Source organism: Flavobacterium sp. (assembly GCF_023151265.1).
Taxonomy (GTDB): domain Bacteria; phylum Bacteroidota; class Bacteroidia; order Flavobacteriales; family Flavobacteriaceae; genus Flavobacterium.
Genome location: NZ_JAKLJH010000030.1, coordinates 1 through 19,642, shown reverse-complemented (window position 1 = coordinate 19,642; position 19,642 = coordinate 1). Strand labels below are relative to the sequence as shown.

Genomic DNA, 19,642 nt, shown 5'->3' with positions numbered 1-19,642 from the left:
GTTTTCTCTCGACAAAGATATTGGGGTGAACCTTTTCCAGTATATTATGTGAATGGTTTACCACAAATGATTGACAAAAAACACTTGCCAATCGTGTTACCAGAAGTTGAAAAATACTTACCAACCGAAGACGGGCAACCACCATTAGGAAACGCAACCGTTTGGGCTTGGGATACAGAAAAAAATACAGTAGTTAGCAATGATTTAATTGACAACACAAAAGTTTTTCCATTAGAATTAAACACAATGCCAGGTTGGGCAGGTTCTTCATGGTATTGGATGCGTTATATGGACGCACACAACACCGAAGAATTTGCAAACGAAGACGCTTTAAAATATTGGGAAAACGTAGATTTATACATCGGAGGAAGCGAGCACGCAACCGGACATTTATTATACTCTCGTTTTTGGAATAAATTCTTAAAAGACAGAGGTTATGCTCCAACCGAAGAACCATTCAAAAAACTGATTAATCAAGGAATGATTGTTGGGCATAGTGCATTTGTGTACCGTTTGGACTCAGTTACTTTTACTGATTCTGAATTAGAAAAAGAATTATACAATTCTGCATCATCAAATGAAGAATGGATAAAGAATAAGAAAAATGCAATTGTAGAAACTAAAAATGTAAAAAAACTAATTTTTGTTTCTCAAAAAAGGAAAGATGATTTTTCATTATTATCTTCATCTATAATTGACATTGGAGATAATCGAAATGTTTATAGTTTGAATTTTTCACCTATTCACGTTGATTTATCTTGTATCAATGATATTACAAACGAGTTAGATATCGAAAAATTCAAAGCACATCGTTTATATTCTGACTATGCAAATGCAGAATTCATTTTAGAAGATGGAAAATACATCGTAGGTCGTGAAGTAGAAAAAATGTCGAAATCGAAATACAATGTGGTTTCTCCAGATGATATTTGTGAAGAATACGGAGCCGATACGTTACGTTTATACGAAATGTTCTTAGGACCATTAGAGCAATCTAAACCTTGGAACACAGCAGGAATTACAGGAGTTGCTGGTTTCTTGAAAAAATTATGGCGTTTGTATTTTGATGATAATGGTTCAGTAATCGTAAACCATGAACCAACAGCAGATATGTATAAATCGTTACACAAAACCATCAAAAAAGTAACAGAAGATATTGAGAATTTCTCTTTCAATACATCGGTTTCTCAATTCATGATTTGTGTAAACGAATTACAACAATTAAAATGCAATCATAGAGCCATTTTAGAACCATTAGCGGTTTTAGTTTCGCCTTATGCGCCTCACATCGCAGAAGAATTATGGTCTGCTTTAGGTCACGAAGGTTCAATTGCAACAGTAGCTTTTCCAAAATTTGAAGAAAAATATTTAGTGGAATCTGAAAAAGAATATCCAGTTTCTTTCAATGGAAAAATGCGTTTCACAATTAAATTACCATTGGATTTAACCAAAGAGCAAATTCAAGAAATTGTTTTAGCAGACGAAAGAACCATCGCACAATTAGCAGGAAATACTCCAAAGAATATCATTATCGTTCCAGGTAAGATTATTAATTTGGTGGGATAAAATCCTTTTTGTCATTCTGAACTTGTTTCAGAATCTATAATTAGATAACCGCAGATTCGCAGATTTTAATCTATGAGTCTGCGGTTTTTCATTTCCCCTCTTTTAGAGGGGTGCCCGAAGGGTGGGGTGTCAAAATGTTTCAAAACGATTTTGATAACCTATGAATCTGCGGTTTTTTCTTTTCATTTTTGTAACATTTTTCATTTTTGTAACATTTTTCATTTTTTACGTATAATAGATAAACTAAAAAACTATAAAAATGGAAAAAAGAAACATTGGAAAACTAATTGCTGGAGTTGTAATCATTGCATTTGTATTTATTGCTGCTTTAATGTTTGGTTTGCCAAGATATAACGTGTGGCAACAAGAAATGGCAGGAAAAGCAGAAATGGCAAAAGCGGAACAAAATCGTAGAATTTTAGTAGAAGAAGCAAAAGCCAAATTAGAAGCCGAAAAATTAAACGCTCAAGCCGAAATTGAACGCGCAAAAGGTATGGCTGAAGCAATGAAGTTAGAAAACGGAACGCTAAGCGAAACCTACAACCAATATTTATTCATTAGAACCTTAGAAAAATTAGCAGATAAAGGCGATTTACCACAAATCATCTACGTACCAACCAACGGAATGGTTCCGGTTATGGATGTTTCAAAAAAATCTCCTGTAAAGCAGATGCAAGAGTAATTGTTTTTAGAAATATTTAACGAATGCCAAATTGTCATTTTGTAACTTTGGCTTGCAATTTGTACGGGTTTAGTGAATTAGAATTTTTAAAATAAATATTATGTGGACATATTATATCATTATTGGAGCGATTGCTCTTGTGAGTTGGTTAGTAAGTAATAAATTGAAGAGCAAGTTTGCTTATTATTCAAAAGTTACCTTACGTAACGGAATGAGTGGTGCCGAAATTGCAGAAAAAATGTTGCAAGATCACGGAATTACAGATGTAAGAGTAATTTCAACACCAGGTCAATTAACAGACCATTACAATCCAGCAAATAAAACAGTAAACTTGTCTGAAGCAGTTTATAATCAAAGAAATGCAGCGGCGGCAGCAGTAGCAGCTCACGAAGTGGGTCACGCGGTGCAACATGCGCATGCGTATCAATGGTTAACAATGCGTTCTAAAATGGTGCCTGTAGTAAACATTTCGTCAAATATGTCGCAATGGTTAATTATGGGTGGTTTAATTTTAGGCTTTGCATCTAAATCAAGTATTGGTTTTTATGTAGCGGTTGCAGGTTTGATTTTAATGGCAATTGCAACTACTTTCAGTTTTGTTACACTTCCTGTGGAATACGATGCAAGTAATAGAGCTTTGGCTTGGTTGAAAAATAAAAACATGGTAAGCCAACAAGAATATGCTGGAGCCGAAGATTCATTAAAATGGGCTGCAAGAACTTATGTAGTGGCGGCTTTAGGAGCTTTAGCGTCTTTATTATATTGGGCTTTCCAAATTTTAGGTTCGAGAGATTAAACGAATATTTTATAAAAACAAAATCCGTCAGACGCAAGTTTGACGGATTTTTTATTTTTACTTACAGCTGGATTTGTCTTTCAATTTGTTGTTCCAATGAAATATAGGTTTCCGTTCTTGAAACACCATCAATTGGTTGTATTTTCTTATTGAGCAATTGCATCAAATGTTCGTTATCTCTACAAATTAGTTTGATTAAAATGCTCCAATTTCCTGTGGTATAATGACATTCCAAAACTTCTGGAATCTTCTTCAATTCTTTTACCACTTCTGGATTACTCGATGCTTTTTCCAAATAAATTCCAATGAAAGCCATCGTGCTATAACCTAAAACTTTAGTATCTACAATAAACTTCGAACCCGAAATTACACCCGCTTGTTCTAATTTTCGTAATCGTTGATGAATAGCTGCGCCAGAAATTCCAATTTTATTCGCAATCTGTAAAATAGGTTTACGAGCATCTTCCATTAAGTCGCGAAGAATTTCTTTGTCAATTCCGTCGATTTCGATTTGTAAGTGATTTATCTTCATTTTCAATTGATTTGAAAGTAAAAATACAAATTTGATTTCAAATCAAATAAAAAAATCCGAAACCAATTACGATTTCGGATTTTATAAATTATAAAAGTGATTTAATTTTTTACATTCAACGGATTATAGCCTAAATAAGGCACTTCAGTTTCTTTGAAAATTACACCATAATCTTCTAATTCTTTTAATATAGGATTGTAGACTTCTTTTGTAATTGGCAATTGTACGCCAGGAGTAGTAATTTCTTTGTTTAAAATTTTCAACGTAGCTATTGCGACTGGAAGTCCAACGGTTTTTGCCATTGCAGTATACGTTTGGTCATCACCAATACAAACCATTGTGGAATCAATTTGTTTTTTCTCACCGTTTAATTCGTAGCCAAATTTGTGATACATGACAATCATGTCTTTGTCATTTGGTTCTAAAGCCCATTTTTCGGCTAATATTTTTTCTAAAATTTGAGCTGGAGTTGCCTTAACTAATCCTACTTTTTTGTTTGGGTTAAATAAATCGATTTCTACTAATTTATCCCAAATAATATCGTCTTGATCAATTTTTTGAATGGCACGAAGTTTAATTTCCACCGTATCGGTTGGATGATAAGGTAAAAATGAATTTGTAAATTCACGATATGTCATTTCTTCTGAATTGTCAATCGTATACGAATCATCGGTCATTCCAAGTTGTACTAAAATGTCCCAAGCTCTTGAATATCCCACTCTTCTAATCGTTCCACGATAACAAGTTAAAGCGTCGTCTAATCCGTAAACGCTTCTGTATTTTAGAGAATCTCTGTTAGCATATGCTTCAAATCTTCCGTAACCTTCTACCTCTAAAAACTCCGTTCTTCTAAATAATTTTGAGTATGGAATGTATTTGTATTTCCCTTCTTGAATGAATTTTGCAGCTCCACCTTGTCCTGCTAAAACTACGTTTCTTGGATTCCAGGTAAATTTGTAATTCCACAAATTAGTGTCGCTTTCAGGAGCAACTAATCCACCACAGAACGATTCAAATAAAATGATTTCTCCACCTTTTTCGCGAATTTCATCTAATACTTTCATGGCACTCATGTGGTCAATTCCTGGGTCTAGCCCAATTTCATTCATGAAAACCAAGCCATTTTCTTTAGCTGCATCATCTAATTCTTGCATTGCTGGGCTAATATAAGAAGCCGTTACCATGTGTTTTTTGTAGGTAATACAATCTTTGGCAACTTCTAAATGCAAATGTGCTGGTAACATAGAAACCACAACATCCGCTTTTTGAATTTCCTCTTTTCGTTGTGCTTCGTTAAAAATATCAAAAGCAATAGCTCTTGCATTTTTGTGGTTGTTGGTTTTTTGTTTTGCTAATTCTTCTGATAAATCACCAATAGTAACATGAAGATTTTCTTTTTCAGAATTTTCTAATAGGTATTTTATAAGTGATGAAGCTGATCTTCCTGCTCCAATGACTAAAATATGTCTCATCTTAGGGTGTGTTGTAAAAATATCACACGAAGATAGTAAAATGTTATATTTGTGAAAACATTTTGTTGATTTATGTCATAATTTAACATAAAAAGTTTTCCTATCTTTGGTCTCAAATTTTTAAAAATGGATAAGAAAATACTTTTGGTTGCTGCTATTTTAGGTGTAACTGCAATAATTTTAGGTGCTTTTGGTGCTCATGCATTAAAAAAGGTACTTTCTGTGGAGCAATTGGCAACATTTGAAGTTGGAGTACGTTATCAAATGTATCATGCGTTGTTTCTTTTGTTTATAGGGACTTTTGCTTTTTTAGGAGAGAAAGAACGCTCGATTATTTTTTATTTAACAATTGTAGGTGTTTTATTTTTTTCAGGTTCTATTTATTTTTTGGCAACAAATACGATTACAAATTTAAAGACTAAATTTCTAGGACCCATAACGCCTATTGGAGGTTTATTCCTGGTTTCGGCTTGGGCATACTTATTTTATTCGGTATTATCTAAAAAACAGTGATTAAAAAACGCTATCTAAAATATAATTTATAATTTTGCACTTTATTAAATACACAACATAACAAACAATTTATGGATACGAATGCGCATATTACGAAATCGATTTCGTTAGAAAAGTACGGAATCGTTAATGTATCAGAAATCATATACAATCCTTCATACGATTATTTATATAATGAAGAATTAAACCCAGCTTTAGAAGGTTTTGAAAGAGGTCAGTTGTCAGAACTTGGCGCGGTAAACGTAATGACAGGTGAGTTTACAGGTCGTTCTCCAAAAGACAAATATATAGTAAAAGATAGCGTTACAGAAAATACCATTTGGTGGAATTCTGATAAAGCAGCTAACGATAACAAACCAATTTCTCAAGACACTTGGAATGCTTTAAAAGAAACTACAGTAAAGCAATTATCAAATAAAAAATTATACGTTGTTGACGCTTTTTGTGGTGCAAACGAAAACACAAGATTGAAAGTTCGTTTCATTATGGAAGTAGCATGGCAAGCACATTTTGTGAAAAACATGTTCATCCGTCCAACAGAAGCAGAATTAGAAAACTTTGGTGAGCCAGATTTTATTGTAATGAATGGTTCAAAAACAAGTTTCAAAGATTACGCAGCTCACGGATTAAACTCTGAAGTATATGTAGCGTTCAACTTAACTGAGAAAATCCAATTAATTGGTGGAACTTGGTACGGTGGTGAAATGAAAAAAGGATTGTTCTCTATGATGAACTATTACTTACCATTACAAGGAATTGCTTCTATGCACTGTTCAGCTAACAAAGGAAAAGATGGAGATGTTGCTGTTTTCTTCGGATTATCAGGAACAGGAAAAACTACATTGTCAACAGATCCAAAACGTGAATTAATCGGAGACGACGAACATGGGTGGGATAATGATGGTGTTTTCAACTTTGAAGGTGGATGTTATGCAAAAACTATCGATTTAAGTGCAGCTAACGAACCAGACATCTTTGGTGCTATCAAAAAAGATGCGTTATTAGAAAACGTAACGGTTGATGCTAACGGAAAAATTGATTTCAAAGATGGTTCAGTTACACAAAATACACGTGTTTCTTATCCAATTTACCATATTGATAACATTGTAAGACCAGTTTCCAAAGCAGGTCACGCTACTAAAGTTATTTTCTTAACAGCAGATGCATTTGGAGTAATGCCTCCAGTTTCTAAATTAACTCCAGAGCAAACTAAATATTACTTCTTATCTGGATTTACAGCTAAATTAGCAGGAACTGAAAGAGGAGTAACACAACCAGAACCAACATTCTCAGCTTGTTTCGGAAAAGCATTCTTGTCATTACACCCAACAAAATACGGTGAGGAATTAGTTAAGAAAATGGAGCAACACAATGCTACAGCTTATATGGTTAACACAGGTTGGAACGGAACAGGAAAACGTATTTCAATTAAAGATACTCGCGCAATTATCGATGCTATTTTAGATGGTTCTATCGAGAATGCAGAAACAAAAACAGTTCCAGTATTTAATTTTGTAGTTCCTACTGCTTTACCAAATGTAGATACGAACATTTTAGATCCAAGAAATACCTATGCTGATGCAGCTGAATGGAATACAAAAGCAGAAGATTTAGCTTCAAGATTTATCAAAAACTTCGTTCAATATACTGATAACGAAGAAGGAAAATCATTAGTAGCGGCTGGTCCTCAATTGTAATTTAAGAAATTTATATAGTAAAAAAGTCCCGAAATTTTCGGGACTTTTTTGTTGGGTTAAGTCAAACAAAAAACCCAAACTCTTTCGAATTTGGGTTCTATATATTCTTGTTTGTTTTTATTTTCCTTTATTGGCTTCAGCTACATATTTCTCTAAAGCTCCTGTCATTGATGGTGTTCCAGGGCTTGGCGCCATAATGTCAATACGTAAACCGTGTTCTAAAGCTTCTTTTTTAGTAGTTTCTCCAAAAACAGCAATTCTAGTATTGTTTTGTTGAAAATCAGGAAAATTTTTAAATAACGATTTAATTCCTGTTGGACTAAAGAACGCTAAAATGTCGTAATAAACATCTTTCAAGTCTGATAAATCACTCATTACTGTTCTGTAGAAAATACCTTGTTTCCATTCTACTTTTAATCCGTCTAATGTTTGTGGAACATCGGCGTTTAATTGATCGGTATTTGGTAATAAGAATTTTTCGTCTTTGTATTTCTTAATTAGCGGAGCTAAATCAACAAAGTCTTTTTGACCTACATAAATTTTTCTCTTTCTATACACTACATAACGTTGTAAATAAAAAGCAACCGCTTCAGATTGACAGAAATATTTTAAATCTTCTGGTACTTTGTAGCGCATTTCTTCGGCCACTCTAAAAAAGTGGTCAACAGCATTTCTACTCGTTAATATGATGGCAGTATAATTATTTAAGTCGATTTTTTGAGCACGAACTTCTTTAGCAGGAACACCTTCTACGTGGATGAAAGGTCTAAAATCAACCTTTACTTTCAGTTTATTTTGAAGCTCAAAATAAGGAGAATTTTCTACTTTAGGCTCTGGTTGTGAAACTAATATTGTTTTCACTTTCAAATTTGACATATTTCTCTCTAATTTTTTGTAAACCAATTATAAATAAAATAGTAAGGTGCTATTTCAAGGGTGCAAAGATATAAAATAAAATAAAATATTTTACGTAATAGTAAATTTTGATATAATTTCAATGCCACCAAGTAAGTAGTGATGTTTATCGTGATTAGGGTAATCAACAATGTCCAAAAAAACCAATCTGAATCAAACGAATTGTAGAATAAAATAATATTAACTGGTAATAAAATGAATCCAAAATAAGCTCTATAATTGACTTTCAATAAGTTAAATTGTTCGTTAAATTCTTCAATTTTAAATGCTGTTGCAATAATTTTCTCAATTAAGAATTTAGAGAGGATAAAAACACTCAAAAAAGTAAAGATTTGAATGTAAATAATTAAGTCCGTTTTTTCAGCTCTGTCAAATTGATTTAATACTAATAAAGTAAAAAAAGAAAACGAAATCAATTGCAAAACAAACATCGAAATCGTAAATCCACTCATCAAGTTGCTACTATCGCGATAAATTTTTGTGTATTTATCAGAATAAGCCAATCGAACAAACTCGTTAAATCGAACAGAAGATATGGTTTTGTTAATGGCAATTATAGCCACGCAGATAATAAACAAAAGGGTTGCCCAATCTTTGCTTTCGATGATTCTGTCGTGTAATTGAATTGCTAACATATTGGCGCAAAATTACAAAAAATAGTGTCACTTTCATTATTATAAAATTATTAAGAATTGTCAGGTAGAAATACCTTATTTTTGCAATTGAAATACAAGATTTTTTATGGCTCAGGGTATTGTTGTAATTCCAACTTTTAACGAAATTGAAAATATTGAAGCAATTGTAAAGGCAGTTTTGTCTTTGCCTACTTCTTTTCATGTTTTAATAGTAGATGACAATTCTCCTGATGGTACAGCGGCAAAAGTGAAAGAAATGCAAGAGGAATTTCCTACGCGATTGCATTTAAAAGTACGCATGAAAAAATCGGGTTTGGGAACAGCTTATGTGGCTGGGTTTAAATGGGCGCTTTCTCACGGATACGACTATATTTTTGAAATGGATGCCGATTTTTCTCACAATCCAAATGATTTAGAAAAGCTATTAGCTGCTTGTGAAAATGGTGCAGATGTAGCTATTGGTTCTAGATATTCTAACGGAGTTAATGTGGTAAATTGGCCTTTGAGTCGTGTTTTACTATCTTATTTTGCTTCCGTTTACGTTCGAATGATAACAGGCATGAAAATTGCTGATGCTACCGCAGGATTCAAATGTTACAGAAGACAAGTTTTAGAAGCAATCAACTTAGATCAAATAAAGTTTGTGGGTTATGCGTTTCAGATTGAAATGAAATATCGTGCTTTTGTAAAGAATTTTAAAATTGTAGAAGTTCCTATCATTTTTACCGATAGAACAAAAGGACAATCAAAAATGAGTGGAGGAATTATCCGCGAAGCCGTAGTAGGAGTAATAATGTTGAGGTTAAGAAAAATATTTAATAGATTATAATGAGTACTGTTTTAATTAGAAATGCCAAAATTGTTAATGAAGGAGCTATTTTTGAAGGTGATATTTTAATTGAGAATGAATTCATTAAAGAAATTGCCGAAAAAATAAGTCCAAAATCGTCTGACTGTGTTATTATTGATGCAGAAGGAAGTTACGTAATGCCAGGTGCAATCGACGATCAAGTGCATTTTAGAGAGCCAGGGCTTACGCACAAAGGAAATATAGAAACAGAAAGTAGAGCAGCGGTTGCTGGAGGAATAACTTCTTTTATAGAGCAGCCAAATACAGTTCCAAATGCTGTTACCCAAGAACTTTTAGAAGATAAATATCAAATTGCTTCTCAAAAATCGTATGCGAATTATTCGTTTATGATGGGAGGTACCAACGATAATTTAGAGGAAGTTTTAAAAACAAATCCAAGAAATGTTGCTGGAATTAAATTGTTTTTAGGTTCTTCAACGGGAAATATGTTGGTAGATAATCCTGAAGTTTTAGAAAAGATTTTCTCTTCAACAAAAATGTTAATTGCGGTTCATTGTGAAGATGAAGCAACTATAAAAGCCAATACCCAAAAATATAAAGAAGAATTTGGTGATGATATTCCAATGAAATATCATCACTTGATTCGTAGTGCAGAAGCATGTTATTTATCTTCGTCAAAAGCGATTGAATTAGCAAAGAAAACAGGTGCGCGTTTACATGTTTTTCACTTGTCAACTGCAAAAGAAATGGAATTGTTTACCAATAAAATTCCGTTAGAGCAAAAACAAATTACTGCCGAAGTTTGTGTGCATCATTTATGGTTTACCGATGCTGATTATGAAACGAAAGGCTCATTAATCAAATGGAATCCAGCTGTAAAAACACAAGAAGATAAAGACGCGTTATGGAAAGCGTTATTAGATGACAGAATTGATGTGATTGCAACGGATCATGCTCCTCATACATTAGAAGAAAAAATCAATCCATATATGACTTGTCCTTCTGGTGGACCATTAGTTCAGCATGCTGTTGTAGCTATGTTTGAAGCGCATCATCAAGGAAAAATTTCGGTAGAAAAGATTGTAGAAAAAATGTGTCACAATCCGGCAAAGATTTTCAAAATCGAAAAACGAGGATTTATTAAGGAAGGATATTATGCCGATATTGCCATTGTAAATGCTTATTTACCTTGGAATGTAAAAAAAGAAAATATTTTATATAAATGTGGTTGGTCGCCTTTTGAAGGATATAACTTTAAATCTAGAGTAACGCATACTTTTGTTAATGGAAAATTAGTTTATCATAATGGTAAAGTAAAAGATTTAAAAGTAGGCCAACGATTATTATTTGAAAGAGAAATATAATGAAACAGTTACTATTCTTATTCGTTGCTTTATTTGTGGCTTCTTGTTCAAAAAATCCTGTTCCAAAACCAGATAATTTGCTTGATGAGGAAACCATGGTTGATATTATTTATGATATTTCAATTCTTCAAGCTACAGATGGTTCAATGCCAAATAAGTTGATAGAGAATAATATTAAAATGGATCAATATATTTTTGATAAATACAAGATTGATAGTACTACATATCGTCAAAACCAATTGTATTATGCTGGTGATGCTAGAAAGTATAAAAAGCTCTACAAAAAAGTATTGGAAAGATTAGAGGGAGAAAACAAAGCAGATAGTCTAAATTCGAATAATCAAACCAATTTAGGGATTTCAAATCCTACTGTAGAATAGCTTTTAAATAGCTTTCTTTCTTTTGAAAAGTAAAATTAAGTTCTTTTTCAATTTTTGATGTGTCAAAAGTGGTTTTAGAATGTGATGAAGTTGCAGTACTTCGAGCTAATTTTCTTTTACGATTTAGTAATTTTGAAATCAACCAATCCATTCGCCAAGCAATAGAAGTCATCCATTTTGATGCTTCAATGGAAGGTTTTTTTACTTTTAATTCTTCCGAAATAAAATCGAGTAAGTCTTTTGTGGAAATATTTTCGCCAACTAAAGTATAACGTTCGCCATTTATTGAACTTTTCATAAGTTGAATCATGCATTTTGTTACATCTTCAACAGCAACAATTCCAATATTACCTTTGGTATAAAATGATAATCCATTTTTAACGGATTGAATAATTACATCGCTTCCTTTTTTCGGAAAACCATAACCAAAAATCACGCCCGGATTCACAATTACAACTTCCAAACCTTCTTGATGTCCACGCCAAACTTCCATTTCAGCACCGTATTTTGTAATCGCGTAATCACTGTGTAATTCTTCTGGATTCCATTCGGTTTCTTCTGTGATAGTAGTTTCGTGTTCTTTTGGGTTTCCTAAAGCGGCAATCGAACTCAGATGACAAAGTTTTTTGATGCCAAAATCGATACAACAATTCACCACGTTTGCAGTTCCTTCAATGTTGATTTTTCGAAGTTCGTCTTCGTCATTTGGGTCAAACGAAATCAAAGCAGCACAATGATAAACATGAGTGATATTTTCAAAAGCAATCTCTAAAGAAGGAATATCCGTAATATCGCCTTTTACCCAATTGATTTTATCAAAAAGAGCCGGTTGATGATGAAAAGCAAAAACATTCTTGACTTTTTCAATTTGTTTTTCAGAACGAAATAGGGCTTTGACTTCCTCATTTTCTTGAAGAAGTTGCACTAACAAATGCGAACCTACTAAACCTGTTGCTCCTGTGACTAAAATCATGATGTAAAAATAGCAATTCTTTTAAAAACGGACTAACTTTTAAACCTTCAAACTTTTAAACTTTTAAACTAAAAACTATCTTTGCTCAAATTATTTAAGAATCATGAAAAATTTTATTGAAGAAGTGACTTGGAGAGGAATGCTCCACGACGTAATGCCAGGCACAGAAGAACATTTGATGGAGCAGATGCGTGTGGCGTATGTGGGGATTGATCCAACCGCCGATTCATTGCATATAGGACATTTAGTTGGAGTTATGTTATTGAGACATTTCCAATTAAGTGGTCATAAACCCCTAGCGCTTGTAGGTGGAGCAACCGGAATGATTGGTGATCCATCAGGAAAATCGAATGAAAGAAATTTATTAGACGAAGCTACTTTGCGTCACAATCAAGAAGCGATTAAAGAACAATTAGCTCGCTTTTTAGATTTTACTTCAGCGGAACCAAACGCAGCTGAATTGGTAAACAACTACGATTGGATGAAAGAATTCTCTTTCTTAGATTTCATTCGTGATGTAGGAAAACACATTACCGTGAACTACATGATGGCGAAAGATTCAGTTAAAAAACGTTTGACTGGAGAAACTTCAGAAGGAATGTCATTTACTGAATTTACATACCAATTAGTTCAAGGTTACGACTTTTTACATTTATATCGTGCTAAAAAATGTACGCTACAAATGGGTGGAAGTGATCAATGGGGAAACATTACCACAGGAACAGAATTAGTCCGTAGAATTGAATCAGGTAAAGCGTATGCGTTGACTTGTCCGTTAATTACAAAAGCAGATGGAACGAAATTCGGAAAATCAGAAGGCGGAAATATTTGGTTAGATGCAGAAAGAACTTCGCCTTACAAATTCTACCAATACTGGTTAAATACATCGGATGTTGATGCTGAAAAATACATTAAGATTTTCACATTCTTAGATAAAGAAACGATTGAAAAATTAATTGCAGAACATAACGAAGCACCACATTTAAGAGCATTGCAAAAACGTTTGGCTGAAGAAATTACCATTATGGTACATTCGCAAGCTGATTTAGAAAATGCAATTGCAGCTTCAAATGCGTTTTTTAGTCCATCAATGGATGAGTTGAAAAAGTTGGATAAGAAAACGTTTTTAGAAGTTTTTGATGGTGTTCCTCAAGCTGAGATTTCAATGGAAGATTTGAGTGCAGGTTTAGATATGATTGCAGCATTAGCAGCAAAAACCAACTTCTTAGCTTCTAATAGTGATGCGCGTAGAGAATTGAAACAAAATTCAATTTCTTTGAATAAAGAAAAAGTCGGTGAAGATAAAATCATTACAAAAGAGGATTTAATCAACAATCAATTCTTGTTGTTGCAAAAAGGAAAGAAAAATTATTATGTGATAAAAATTGTTTAATCGTTAAATTGTTAAGCTGTAAATCGATTAAACAAATCAACAGTTCAACACTTAAACAATCATCAGGTTACAACCACGAATATCAGAATTATCAAAACGTCCCAACACTTCGAAAGAATGGTTGGGATATTTTTTTCCCAAATCTTGCGTAGCAATAAACGAACACGAATTGATATTGGCTAAATCAATCACGTTAATTCCACCTGTTTTTCCTTCGGATACATAAGTCAAAGCATCTTCTGTATCGCGAACTAAAATTTGCATCCATTGTGGGCATTCGAAAATACCATCGCCCAGTGAATACGCTTGCGAAAGTAATTCGGTCATGCCATATTCGGAATGAATTTTAGAAACGCCAAATCCGTTACATAAAATTGAATGTAATTCTTCACGAATCATTTCTTTGCGTTTGCCTTTCATGCCGCCAGTTTCCATTATGATGGTGTTTTTTAATTGGAATTTTTGTTTCTCAATTAAATCCAATAAAGCATAAGTAACTCCAATTAAAATTACATTTTGACCTGAATTATCTAACTCGATTAGTTTAGAAATTAATTCGTCGTAGTTATTCAAATAAAATCCAGAATCTTCATGATTGCTACTTTGGATTAAATCTTCTGCCATATAAATCAATGAAGAACCTTCGCGTTCTAAATAGGATGGAAGCAAGGCTAAAACACAATAATCTTCAATATTTCCGTAGAATTCTGAAAACCCTAAACGGTAGCTCATTTCGTACCAACTTACATCGGTAACTAAATGTTTGCTTGTTTGCATTCCGGTTGTTCCACTACTCGTAAACGTTTGCTGAATGGGTTCGTCAGCACTTAAAACGTTATGACTTTTGAAAAACTGAATGGGTAAAAAAGGGATTTCGGTTAATGATTTCACATTAGTTTTGTCTTTTTTCAAGAAGTTGCAAAATTGTTGGTACACCAAATTGTTATCGTACTGATGACGAAATACTTTTAAAGTAATTTTTTCAAATTCTTTTTTAGAACCAATTTGGAAAATATCTTCTTGTGAAATCATGTTGCAAAAATAGGAAACAAATTTATCATAACTAAAAAAGCACCAACTTTCGTTGATGCTTTTCTTTATTCTTGTCATGCTGAACTTGTTTTCAGCATCTAAATTATTGGATAACTAATTTTCTTGTAGCAGTTTTACCTTCTTCAGTAACTTTTACAATGTAAATACCAGCGTTTAAACCAGAAACGTTTACAGCGTTGTTAATTACGTTTGATTTTACAACTTCTTTTCCTAATACATCAAAAATTTGAACTGACATATCAGCATTAGCAGTTGAAGTTAAATATAACGTGTTTCCTTTTAATGGGTTTGGATACATAGTTAAACCTTCGATTGCATTAAATGATGAAGATGATAAAGTAACGTCAGAAAATGAACGTGCAACAACTTGAGGTGTTGTAACGTTTTTAGCAACTAAAACAACAATTGAATATGGAGTTGAAGGAATTACATTTGGAGTGGTAACGTAATCTACTTCAGCAAACAAAGTTCTAAAATTCATTGTGTTTCCATCAGAAATGCTATAATTTGTATTTACAGTAAATGTGTTTGATCCATTTCCGTCAGCAAAAGTTACGTTGTTAATTTTAACTAATTCACTTTCATATTGTTCAATACTTGCATTGATGTCATTTATAGTAACAAGTTGAGGTGTAATTGTGTTTCCGTTTGAAGAAGGGGTGTTGTTTTCAAATGGTACAATTTGTAAAACACCATTAAAATATGTTGTTTGTCCTTTTAAATTGGTAATACCATCACCAATTGCAAATGAATTTGTAATAACACCTGAATTGTCATCAATTAAAATAGCGGCAGTTGCATCTTGAATATATTTTTGATTTCTGTTTGCTGGTCTTGTGTAGGTAACGATTGCTTCTCCAGTAACATGGTAGTAACCTCCTATTCCATTATTTAAGACGTCTAATCTTAATGCATTTAAATTTGGAACAACAGTGTAAGATTGAATTGTGAAACTTACAGTGGCAGTAACTGCAGGAGAAAGAGGTGCATTGGTATCATCAACTAGTTCTAATGTTAAATTGTAAGTACCCGGTGTTAAGCTAGTTAATGCAATTGCAGTATTGTCAAATTTTGATAGTACAGGACCGCTATTAATAGTATAGTTTAAGTGTCCATCTCCATTTCCGATTGTTGCAATTACAAAGTTTGAAGTAGCAAAATTAATATTTACACTTGTTGTTGAAGGATTGTAAAGAGTTCCGTTTGTTGGTGATGAAACTACTAGTGTTGGGCTTGAACTTGGAGCTGTCCAAATAAAGTCATCTACTAATAAACGTTCTGTAGTTCCGTTAGATTTTATTCTAATTTGAATATTTGCATTTGTGCTGTTGATTACACCATTAACAGTTTTCCAGTTAGAGTCGTTAGTAACAGAAGCATCGATAGTTGAAGAGGTCGTCCAGTTCGAACCATTATCTGTAGAATATTCAACAGTGTAGTTAGTTGCTGGAGTATTGTCCCATCTTCTTGTAGCGAAAGAGAAATTTCCAACTCCACCCGATGAGATAGTGATAGTTAACGAAGTCGTTCCTGTTTGGTTTAATCGGAATGCATAAGTTCCGTTAGCTCCTGCAACTCCGTCTTGTGCAGCAGTTGTATTTCTTACAACGCTTGCGCCAACTGCTGAGAAAACACCATCTGTATAAGAGTGGTCAGAATAAGTTGTAAAAGGAATTGTTCCACCTGCTCCTTGAGTCCATTTAGCGGCATCGTCAAAGTTGATATTTCCTTGAGCAAAAGAAAATAAAGAAATCGAAAATAAAATTAGTGTGTAAAGTTTTTTCATTTTTTTGAAAATTTTAATTGGGGTCGCAAATTTATATAGTATTTTTTAAATAACGTCTTAATTTTCAGTTTTTTTCATAATAAAAAAAGCACCAACTTTCGTTGATGCTTTTCTCTATTTTGTTATTATTATTTTGAATAGAAATCTAGATTATTGGATAACTAATTTTCTTGTAGCAGTTTTACCTTCTTCAGTAACTTTTACAATGTAAATACCAGCGTTTAATCCAGAGATATTTACTGTGTTGTTCATTACATTAGATTTTACAACTTCTTTTCCTAATACATCAAAAATTTGAACTGACATAGTAGCATTAGCAGTTGAAGTTAAGTAAAGTGTATTTCCTTTTAATGGGTTTGGATACATTTTTAAACCTTCGATTGCATCAAAAGAAGAAGAAGATAATGTTACATCAGCTAATGAACGAGAAACTACTTGAGGAGTTCCATTGAATTCAGCAACTAAAACTACTCTATTAGCAGCTCCCTGAGGAACAACTTGTCCAATGTAATCTGCTTCTGCAAATAAAGATCTAAAAGCAATATCAGAACCATCGTTTAAGTTATAATTTGAACTTGCAGCAAAAGCAATTGTACCATCAGCAGTTGTGAAAGTTGCATTGTTAATTTGAACTAATTCACTTTCATAAGTTTCAACATTAGCAACAATGTCAGCTGCAGTAACAACTTGAGGAGTAACAACGTTTCCTGAAGAAGCAACAGTTGCATTTTCTAATGGTAAAAGTTGAAGAACGCCACTGAATAAAGATGCTTGACCTTTTAATCCAGAAATTGCATCACCCGCTACCATTGGAGTAGAAATAGTTCCAGGAACATCATCAATTAAAATACCAGCTGTAGCATCTTGAATGTATTTTTGATTTCTATATGTAGAAGATCTTGCGTAAGTAATAACAGGATTGCTAGATACTTGATAGTATTTTCCAGCGCCATTTGCAATTACATCTGCTCTTAAGGCAGCTAAGTCTGTTACTATATTTAAAGAAGCTACTTCAAATGTTACTGTAGCATTTACAGCAGGAACAATAGGTTGGTGTGAATTGTCTACTAATTCAACAAAAACAGAATATGAATTTCCAGCTACAACAGGAATTGCAATTGGGTCAGTGTCATATTTCATTACTACTCCTCCGCCATTAATAGTATAGTGAATGTGTCCATCACCTGTTCCGTTAGCTACATTGAAATTGTTAACAGATAAAACAACATTAACATTTGTAGTGTTTGGGTTGAAAATTGTTGCGTTTATTGGTGAAGTAATGTTTAAAGTTGGGTCTGTAGAACATGAATTTGTATGACCATTTACAGCAGCTCCAGTTGCATAAGCTGAAACTTCCCATTCTGAACTTGCAGCATCAGTTCCTGCACTTGCAGTCCAATTGGTATTTGGAGAACAAACAGTAGCTTTTCTTATTAATTTATTGTTTGCAGTTGCATTAGTAATACCAGCAACATTCCATCCAGTTCCTGGATCAGCTCCATCAGTACCTACAGCATCGATAAGTGTCCAAACAGTTGCAATATCTTTAGCTAAACCTACAGCATCGTCACCATTCCAAGTAACTGTTCCATTATATAAATCAGCTCCAGGTACATCGGTTGCATTGTTGGCAATTACATAAGTATCGTTGTTTGCTAAAATACCAGTTAGATTTATAGATGATTCTGGCCAAGTTCCTCCATTTGAAATCATCCAAATTCTATAACCTGCTAAATCTACGTCAGCTCCAGTTCCATTAAAAATTTCAATGTATTTACTATTTCCAGAAGTTCCTTCAGCATACTCAGATATGATTAAATCAGTAGCTTGTCCGAAAGATAAAAACGACATTAATAAAGTTAATGATAAAAAGTAAAGTTTTTTCATGCTTATATGAATTAAAATTGAATACAAAGATAAATAATAATTAAAAATTTCTGACAAAATCAGATGTTAACTTTAAATTAATTTTTTGATTGATAAGATATTAACTAGTTGATAATTAATTTTCTTGTAGCAGTGGCATCACCTTCTTTTATTTTGATGATGTAAACGCCAGCTGAAAGATTACTTACATTTACTTCTTTTGAAGTAATAACCGTTTCTAATACTTTTTTCCCAAGTACATTAAAAATTTCCACCTTTTTGTCTAATGACGATTTGGTAGTAATGTAAATTTTTCCAGAGTTTACGGGATTTGGGTAAATGGCTAAGCCCTCAATTGTAGGTTCTTGAGTTTTAGTTGCAATAGCAGATTTGTTCTCTTGCGCCTGAAGGCTAAAAGAAAACAAAACCGTAAAAAGAAAAATAGTATAAAAGTATTTTTTTTTCATGCGAAACTAATATTGAGTGTAAAGATAACTATTTTTTTAATGCAAATACAATGCCAAATAAAAAATCCCTCAAGATAGAGGGATTTTGTAATGCTTTTTATGGTTTTAATTAGAAACCTGTTGTCCAACTGGTTGCCCAGCTTGGAGTTCCTTCGCTATTTCCAGCTCCGGTATTTGCTCCTACAGTTAGGTAAGTTGTATTTGTTCCAGCGTATTCAGAATTTGTTGTTACTGTAGCTCCAAAATAGATTGGATTAAATGTAATAAATCCACTATCTACATTAGTGTTTGATGTTGGGTCTACAGATGATGCATTAATTTTTAAACCTTTAGTAAAACCATCAATGTAAATATTTTGGCAATTCCATTTTCCTGAACCTTCTTTCATAAACATTCCATGTTCTGAACCTGCTAAACTACCTTTAAGAATTGTAAAGTTTTTTAAAGTTGCATTGGTTGTAGGTGTTGCAGCGCCATTATCTCCATTATTAGAACCTTCAACTCCAGCTTTAGCTACATCTTTAATGAAAACATTTTCAAGTGTTCCAGAATATCCGTCTGCAAAATCTACTGCATCATCTTCACTATGTAAAGCAATTAAATATTTAGCGTTTACATTACCGCCGAAAAATTCAATTCCATCATCACCACTTTTGTAAGCTTGAACATATTCAAAAACAGTTCCACTTCCAACTCCAAATAACGATACACCATTAAATTCTTTTGTAGCATTAAAAGCAG

18 protein-coding genes and 1 pseudogene are annotated in these 19,642 nt (G+C 33.1%); 9 read left to right on the top strand and 10 right to left on the bottom strand.

The features are described 5' to 3' along the window. The 3 genes from L6Q46_RS04390 to L6Q46_RS04380 all read left to right on the top strand — a co-directional run. Positions 1-1,566, top strand: a 1,566-nt coding sequence (locus L6Q46_RS04390) for a class I tRNA ligase family protein (RefSeq protein ID WP_291283283.1), incomplete at its 5' end; no start/stop codon positions are given. Positions 1,567-1,825: 259 nt separating this feature from the next. Then, positions 1,826-2,248, top strand: a complete 423-nt coding sequence (locus L6Q46_RS04385; RefSeq protein ID WP_291283282.1) for a hypothetical protein — start codon at positions 1,826-1,828, stop codon at positions 2,246-2,248. Positions 2,249-2,348: 100 nt separating this feature from the next. Next, positions 2,349-3,044, top strand: coding sequence for a zinc metallopeptidase (locus L6Q46_RS04380; protein ID WP_111566261.1), 696 nt, complete (start codon positions 2,349-2,351; stop codon positions 3,042-3,044). A gap of 61 nt (positions 3,045-3,105) precedes the next feature. Here L6Q46_RS04380 and L6Q46_RS04375 read toward each other — a convergent pair whose 3' ends face one another. Together L6Q46_RS04375 and L6Q46_RS04370 are read right to left on the bottom strand one after the other, a co-directional pair. After that, on the bottom strand, positions 3,106-3,576 hold the full coding sequence (locus L6Q46_RS04375; protein ID WP_111566260.1) for an Lrp/AsnC ligand binding domain-containing protein: 471 nt from the start codon (positions 3,574-3,576) through the stop codon (positions 3,106-3,108). A gap of 101 nt (positions 3,577-3,677) precedes the next feature. After that, positions 3,678-5,048 carry a saccharopine dehydrogenase C-terminal domain-containing protein gene (locus L6Q46_RS04370; RefSeq protein ID WP_291283281.1) on the bottom strand — a complete coding sequence of 457 codons (1,371 nt, stop codon included), beginning with the start codon at positions 5,046-5,048 and terminating at the stop codon, positions 3,678-3,680. Between the two features lie 126 nt (positions 5,049-5,174). Here L6Q46_RS04370 and L6Q46_RS04365 point away from each other — a divergent pair, with 126 nt between their 5' ends. Beyond that, a complete protein-coding gene (locus L6Q46_RS04365) occupies positions 5,175-5,561 on the top strand; it encodes a DUF423 domain-containing protein (RefSeq protein ID WP_291283280.1) in 387 nt (128 codons plus the stop codon). Between the two features lie 71 nt (positions 5,562-5,632). Next, complete coding sequence (gene pckA, locus L6Q46_RS04360; protein ID WP_291283279.1) at positions 5,633-7,258, top strand: phosphoenolpyruvate carboxykinase (ATP); 1,626 nt, start codon at positions 5,633-5,635, stop codon at positions 7,256-7,258. A gap of 117 nt (positions 7,259-7,375) precedes the next feature. On the opposite strand, the gene L6Q46_RS04355 is transcribed toward pckA, so the two are convergent. Together L6Q46_RS04355 and L6Q46_RS04350 are read right to left on the bottom strand one after the other, a co-directional pair. Further along, on the bottom strand, positions 7,376-8,125 hold the full coding sequence (locus L6Q46_RS04355) for a uroporphyrinogen-III synthase (RefSeq protein ID WP_111566376.1): 750 nt from the start codon (positions 8,123-8,125) through the stop codon (positions 7,376-7,378). Positions 8,126-8,142: 17 nt separating this feature from the next. Then, positions 8,143-8,808 (bottom strand): DUF4271 domain-containing protein, encoded by a 666-nt coding sequence (locus L6Q46_RS04350; RefSeq protein ID WP_111566257.1) that lies wholly within the window; start codon positions 8,806-8,808, stop codon positions 8,143-8,145. A gap of 106 nt (positions 8,809-8,914) precedes the next feature. On the opposite strand from L6Q46_RS04350, the gene L6Q46_RS04345 reads away from it, so the two are divergent. From L6Q46_RS04345 to L6Q46_RS04335, 3 genes are read left to right on the top strand one after another with little or no spacing between them, the layout of a single operon-like run. Continuing rightward, positions 8,915-9,637, top strand: a complete 723-nt coding sequence (locus L6Q46_RS04345) for a polyprenol monophosphomannose synthase (protein WP_291283278.1) — start codon at positions 8,915-8,917, stop codon at positions 9,635-9,637. Beyond that, on the top strand, positions 9,637-10,983 hold the full coding sequence (locus tag L6Q46_RS04340; RefSeq protein ID WP_111566255.1) for a dihydroorotase: 1,347 nt from the start codon (positions 9,637-9,639) through the stop codon (positions 10,981-10,983). Before L6Q46_RS04345 ends, L6Q46_RS04340 begins: the two co-directional genes overlap by 1 nt. Beyond that, entirely contained in the window at positions 10,983-11,363 is a 381-nt protein-coding gene (locus L6Q46_RS04335) for a DUF4296 domain-containing protein (protein ID WP_291283277.1), read from the top strand. The genes L6Q46_RS04340 and L6Q46_RS04335 overlap by 1 nt, the downstream gene beginning before the upstream one ends. Here L6Q46_RS04335 and L6Q46_RS04330 read toward each other — a convergent pair. Next, positions 11,350-12,336 carry an NAD-dependent epimerase/dehydratase family protein gene (locus tag L6Q46_RS04330; RefSeq protein ID WP_291283276.1) on the bottom strand — a complete coding sequence of 329 codons (987 nt, stop codon included), beginning with the start codon at positions 12,334-12,336 and terminating at the stop codon, positions 11,350-11,352. The two genes, L6Q46_RS04335 and L6Q46_RS04330, sit on opposite strands and share 14 nt — an antisense overlap. A 103-nt stretch (positions 12,337-12,439) precedes the next feature. Between L6Q46_RS04330 and tyrS the strand changes: the two genes are divergently transcribed. Beyond that, positions 12,440-13,729 carry a tyrosine--tRNA ligase gene (tyrS, locus tag L6Q46_RS04325; protein ID WP_291283275.1) on the top strand — a complete coding sequence of 430 codons (1,290 nt, stop codon included), beginning with the start codon at positions 12,440-12,442 and terminating at the stop codon, positions 13,727-13,729. Positions 13,730-13,780: 51 nt separating this feature from the next. Here tyrS and L6Q46_RS04320 read toward each other — a convergent pair whose 3' ends face one another. The 5 genes and pseudogenes from L6Q46_RS04320 to L6Q46_RS04300 form a co-directional block, all read right to left on the bottom strand. After that, the gene (locus L6Q46_RS04320) at positions 13,781-14,761 is read right to left on the bottom strand and encodes an acyl transferase (RefSeq protein ID WP_291283284.1); all 981 of its coding nucleotides are present in this window, start codon (positions 14,759-14,761) and stop codon (positions 13,781-13,783) included. A 103-nt stretch (positions 14,762-14,864) separates the two neighbouring features. After that, positions 14,865-16,568, bottom strand: coding sequence for a T9SS type A sorting domain-containing protein (locus L6Q46_RS04315; protein ID WP_291283274.1), 1,704 nt, complete (start codon positions 16,566-16,568; stop codon positions 14,865-14,867). Between the two features lie 150 nt (positions 16,569-16,718). Beyond that, positions 16,719-18,455 carry a T9SS type A sorting domain-containing protein gene (locus L6Q46_RS04310; protein ID WP_291283273.1) on the bottom strand — a complete coding sequence of 579 codons (1,737 nt, stop codon included), beginning with the start codon at positions 18,453-18,455 and terminating at the stop codon, positions 16,719-16,721. Between the two features lie 104 nt (positions 18,456-18,559). Further along, positions 18,560-18,901: a T9SS type A sorting domain-containing protein gene (locus L6Q46_RS04305; protein WP_111566249.1), complete on the bottom strand. Its 342-nt coding sequence runs from the start codon at positions 18,899-18,901 to the stop codon at positions 18,560-18,562. A gap of 109 nt (positions 18,902-19,010) precedes the next feature. Beyond that, positions 19,011-19,642 (bottom strand): annotated as a pseudogene (locus L6Q46_RS04300) (hypothetical protein); the annotation flags it as partial.

Excerpts from the sequence above, each read along its gene's own strand:
- L6Q46_RS04340 (WP_111566255.1), top strand. The coding sequence starts at position 9,637 with ATGAGTACTGTTTTAATTAGAAATGCCAAAATTGTTAATGAAGGAGCT.
- L6Q46_RS04380 (WP_111566261.1), top strand. The coding sequence starts at position 2,349 with ATGTGGACATATTATATCATTATTGGAGCGATTGCTCTTGTGAGTTGG.
- L6Q46_RS04345 (WP_291283278.1), top strand. The coding sequence starts at position 8,915 with ATGGCTCAGGGTATTGTTGTAATTCCAACTTTTAACGAAATTGAAAAT.
- L6Q46_RS04320 (WP_291283284.1), bottom strand. The coding sequence starts at position 14,761 with ATGATTTCACAAGAAGATATTTTCCAAATTGGTTCTAAAAAAGAATTT.
- pckA (WP_291283279.1), top strand. The coding sequence starts at position 5,633 with ATGGATACGAATGCGCATATTACGAAATCGATTTCGTTAGAAAAGTAC.
- L6Q46_RS04330 (WP_291283276.1), bottom strand. The coding sequence starts at position 12,336 with ATGATTTTAGTCACAGGAGCAACAGGTTTAGTAGGTTCGCATTTGTTA.
- tyrS (WP_291283275.1), top strand. The coding sequence starts at position 12,440 with ATGAAAAATTTTATTGAAGAAGTGACTTGGAGAGGAATGCTCCACGAC.
- L6Q46_RS04375 (WP_111566260.1), bottom strand. The coding sequence starts at position 3,576 with ATGAAGATAAATCACTTACAAATCGAAATCGACGGAATTGACAAAGAA.
- L6Q46_RS04315 (WP_291283274.1), bottom strand. The coding sequence starts at position 16,568 with ATGAAAAAACTTTACACACTAATTTTATTTTCGATTTCTTTATTTTCT.
- L6Q46_RS04385 (WP_291283282.1), top strand. The coding sequence starts at position 1,826 with ATGGAAAAAAGAAACATTGGAAAACTAATTGCTGGAGTTGTAATCATT.
- L6Q46_RS04310 (WP_291283273.1), bottom strand. The coding sequence starts at position 18,455 with ATGAAAAAACTTTACTTTTTATCATTAACTTTATTAATGTCGTTTTTA.
- L6Q46_RS04350 (WP_111566257.1), bottom strand. The coding sequence starts at position 8,808 with ATGTTAGCAATTCAATTACACGACAGAATCATCGAAAGCAAAGATTGG.
- L6Q46_RS04370 (WP_291283281.1), bottom strand. The coding sequence starts at position 5,048 with ATGAGACATATTTTAGTCATTGGAGCAGGAAGATCAGCTTCATCACTT.
- L6Q46_RS04305 (WP_111566249.1), bottom strand. The coding sequence starts at position 18,901 with ATGAAAAAAAAATACTTTTATACTATTTTTCTTTTTACGGTTTTGTTT.
- L6Q46_RS04335 (WP_291283277.1), top strand. The coding sequence starts at position 10,983 with ATGAAACAGTTACTATTCTTATTCGTTGCTTTATTTGTGGCTTCTTGT.
- L6Q46_RS04365 (WP_291283280.1), top strand. The coding sequence starts at position 5,175 with ATGGATAAGAAAATACTTTTGGTTGCTGCTATTTTAGGTGTAACTGCA.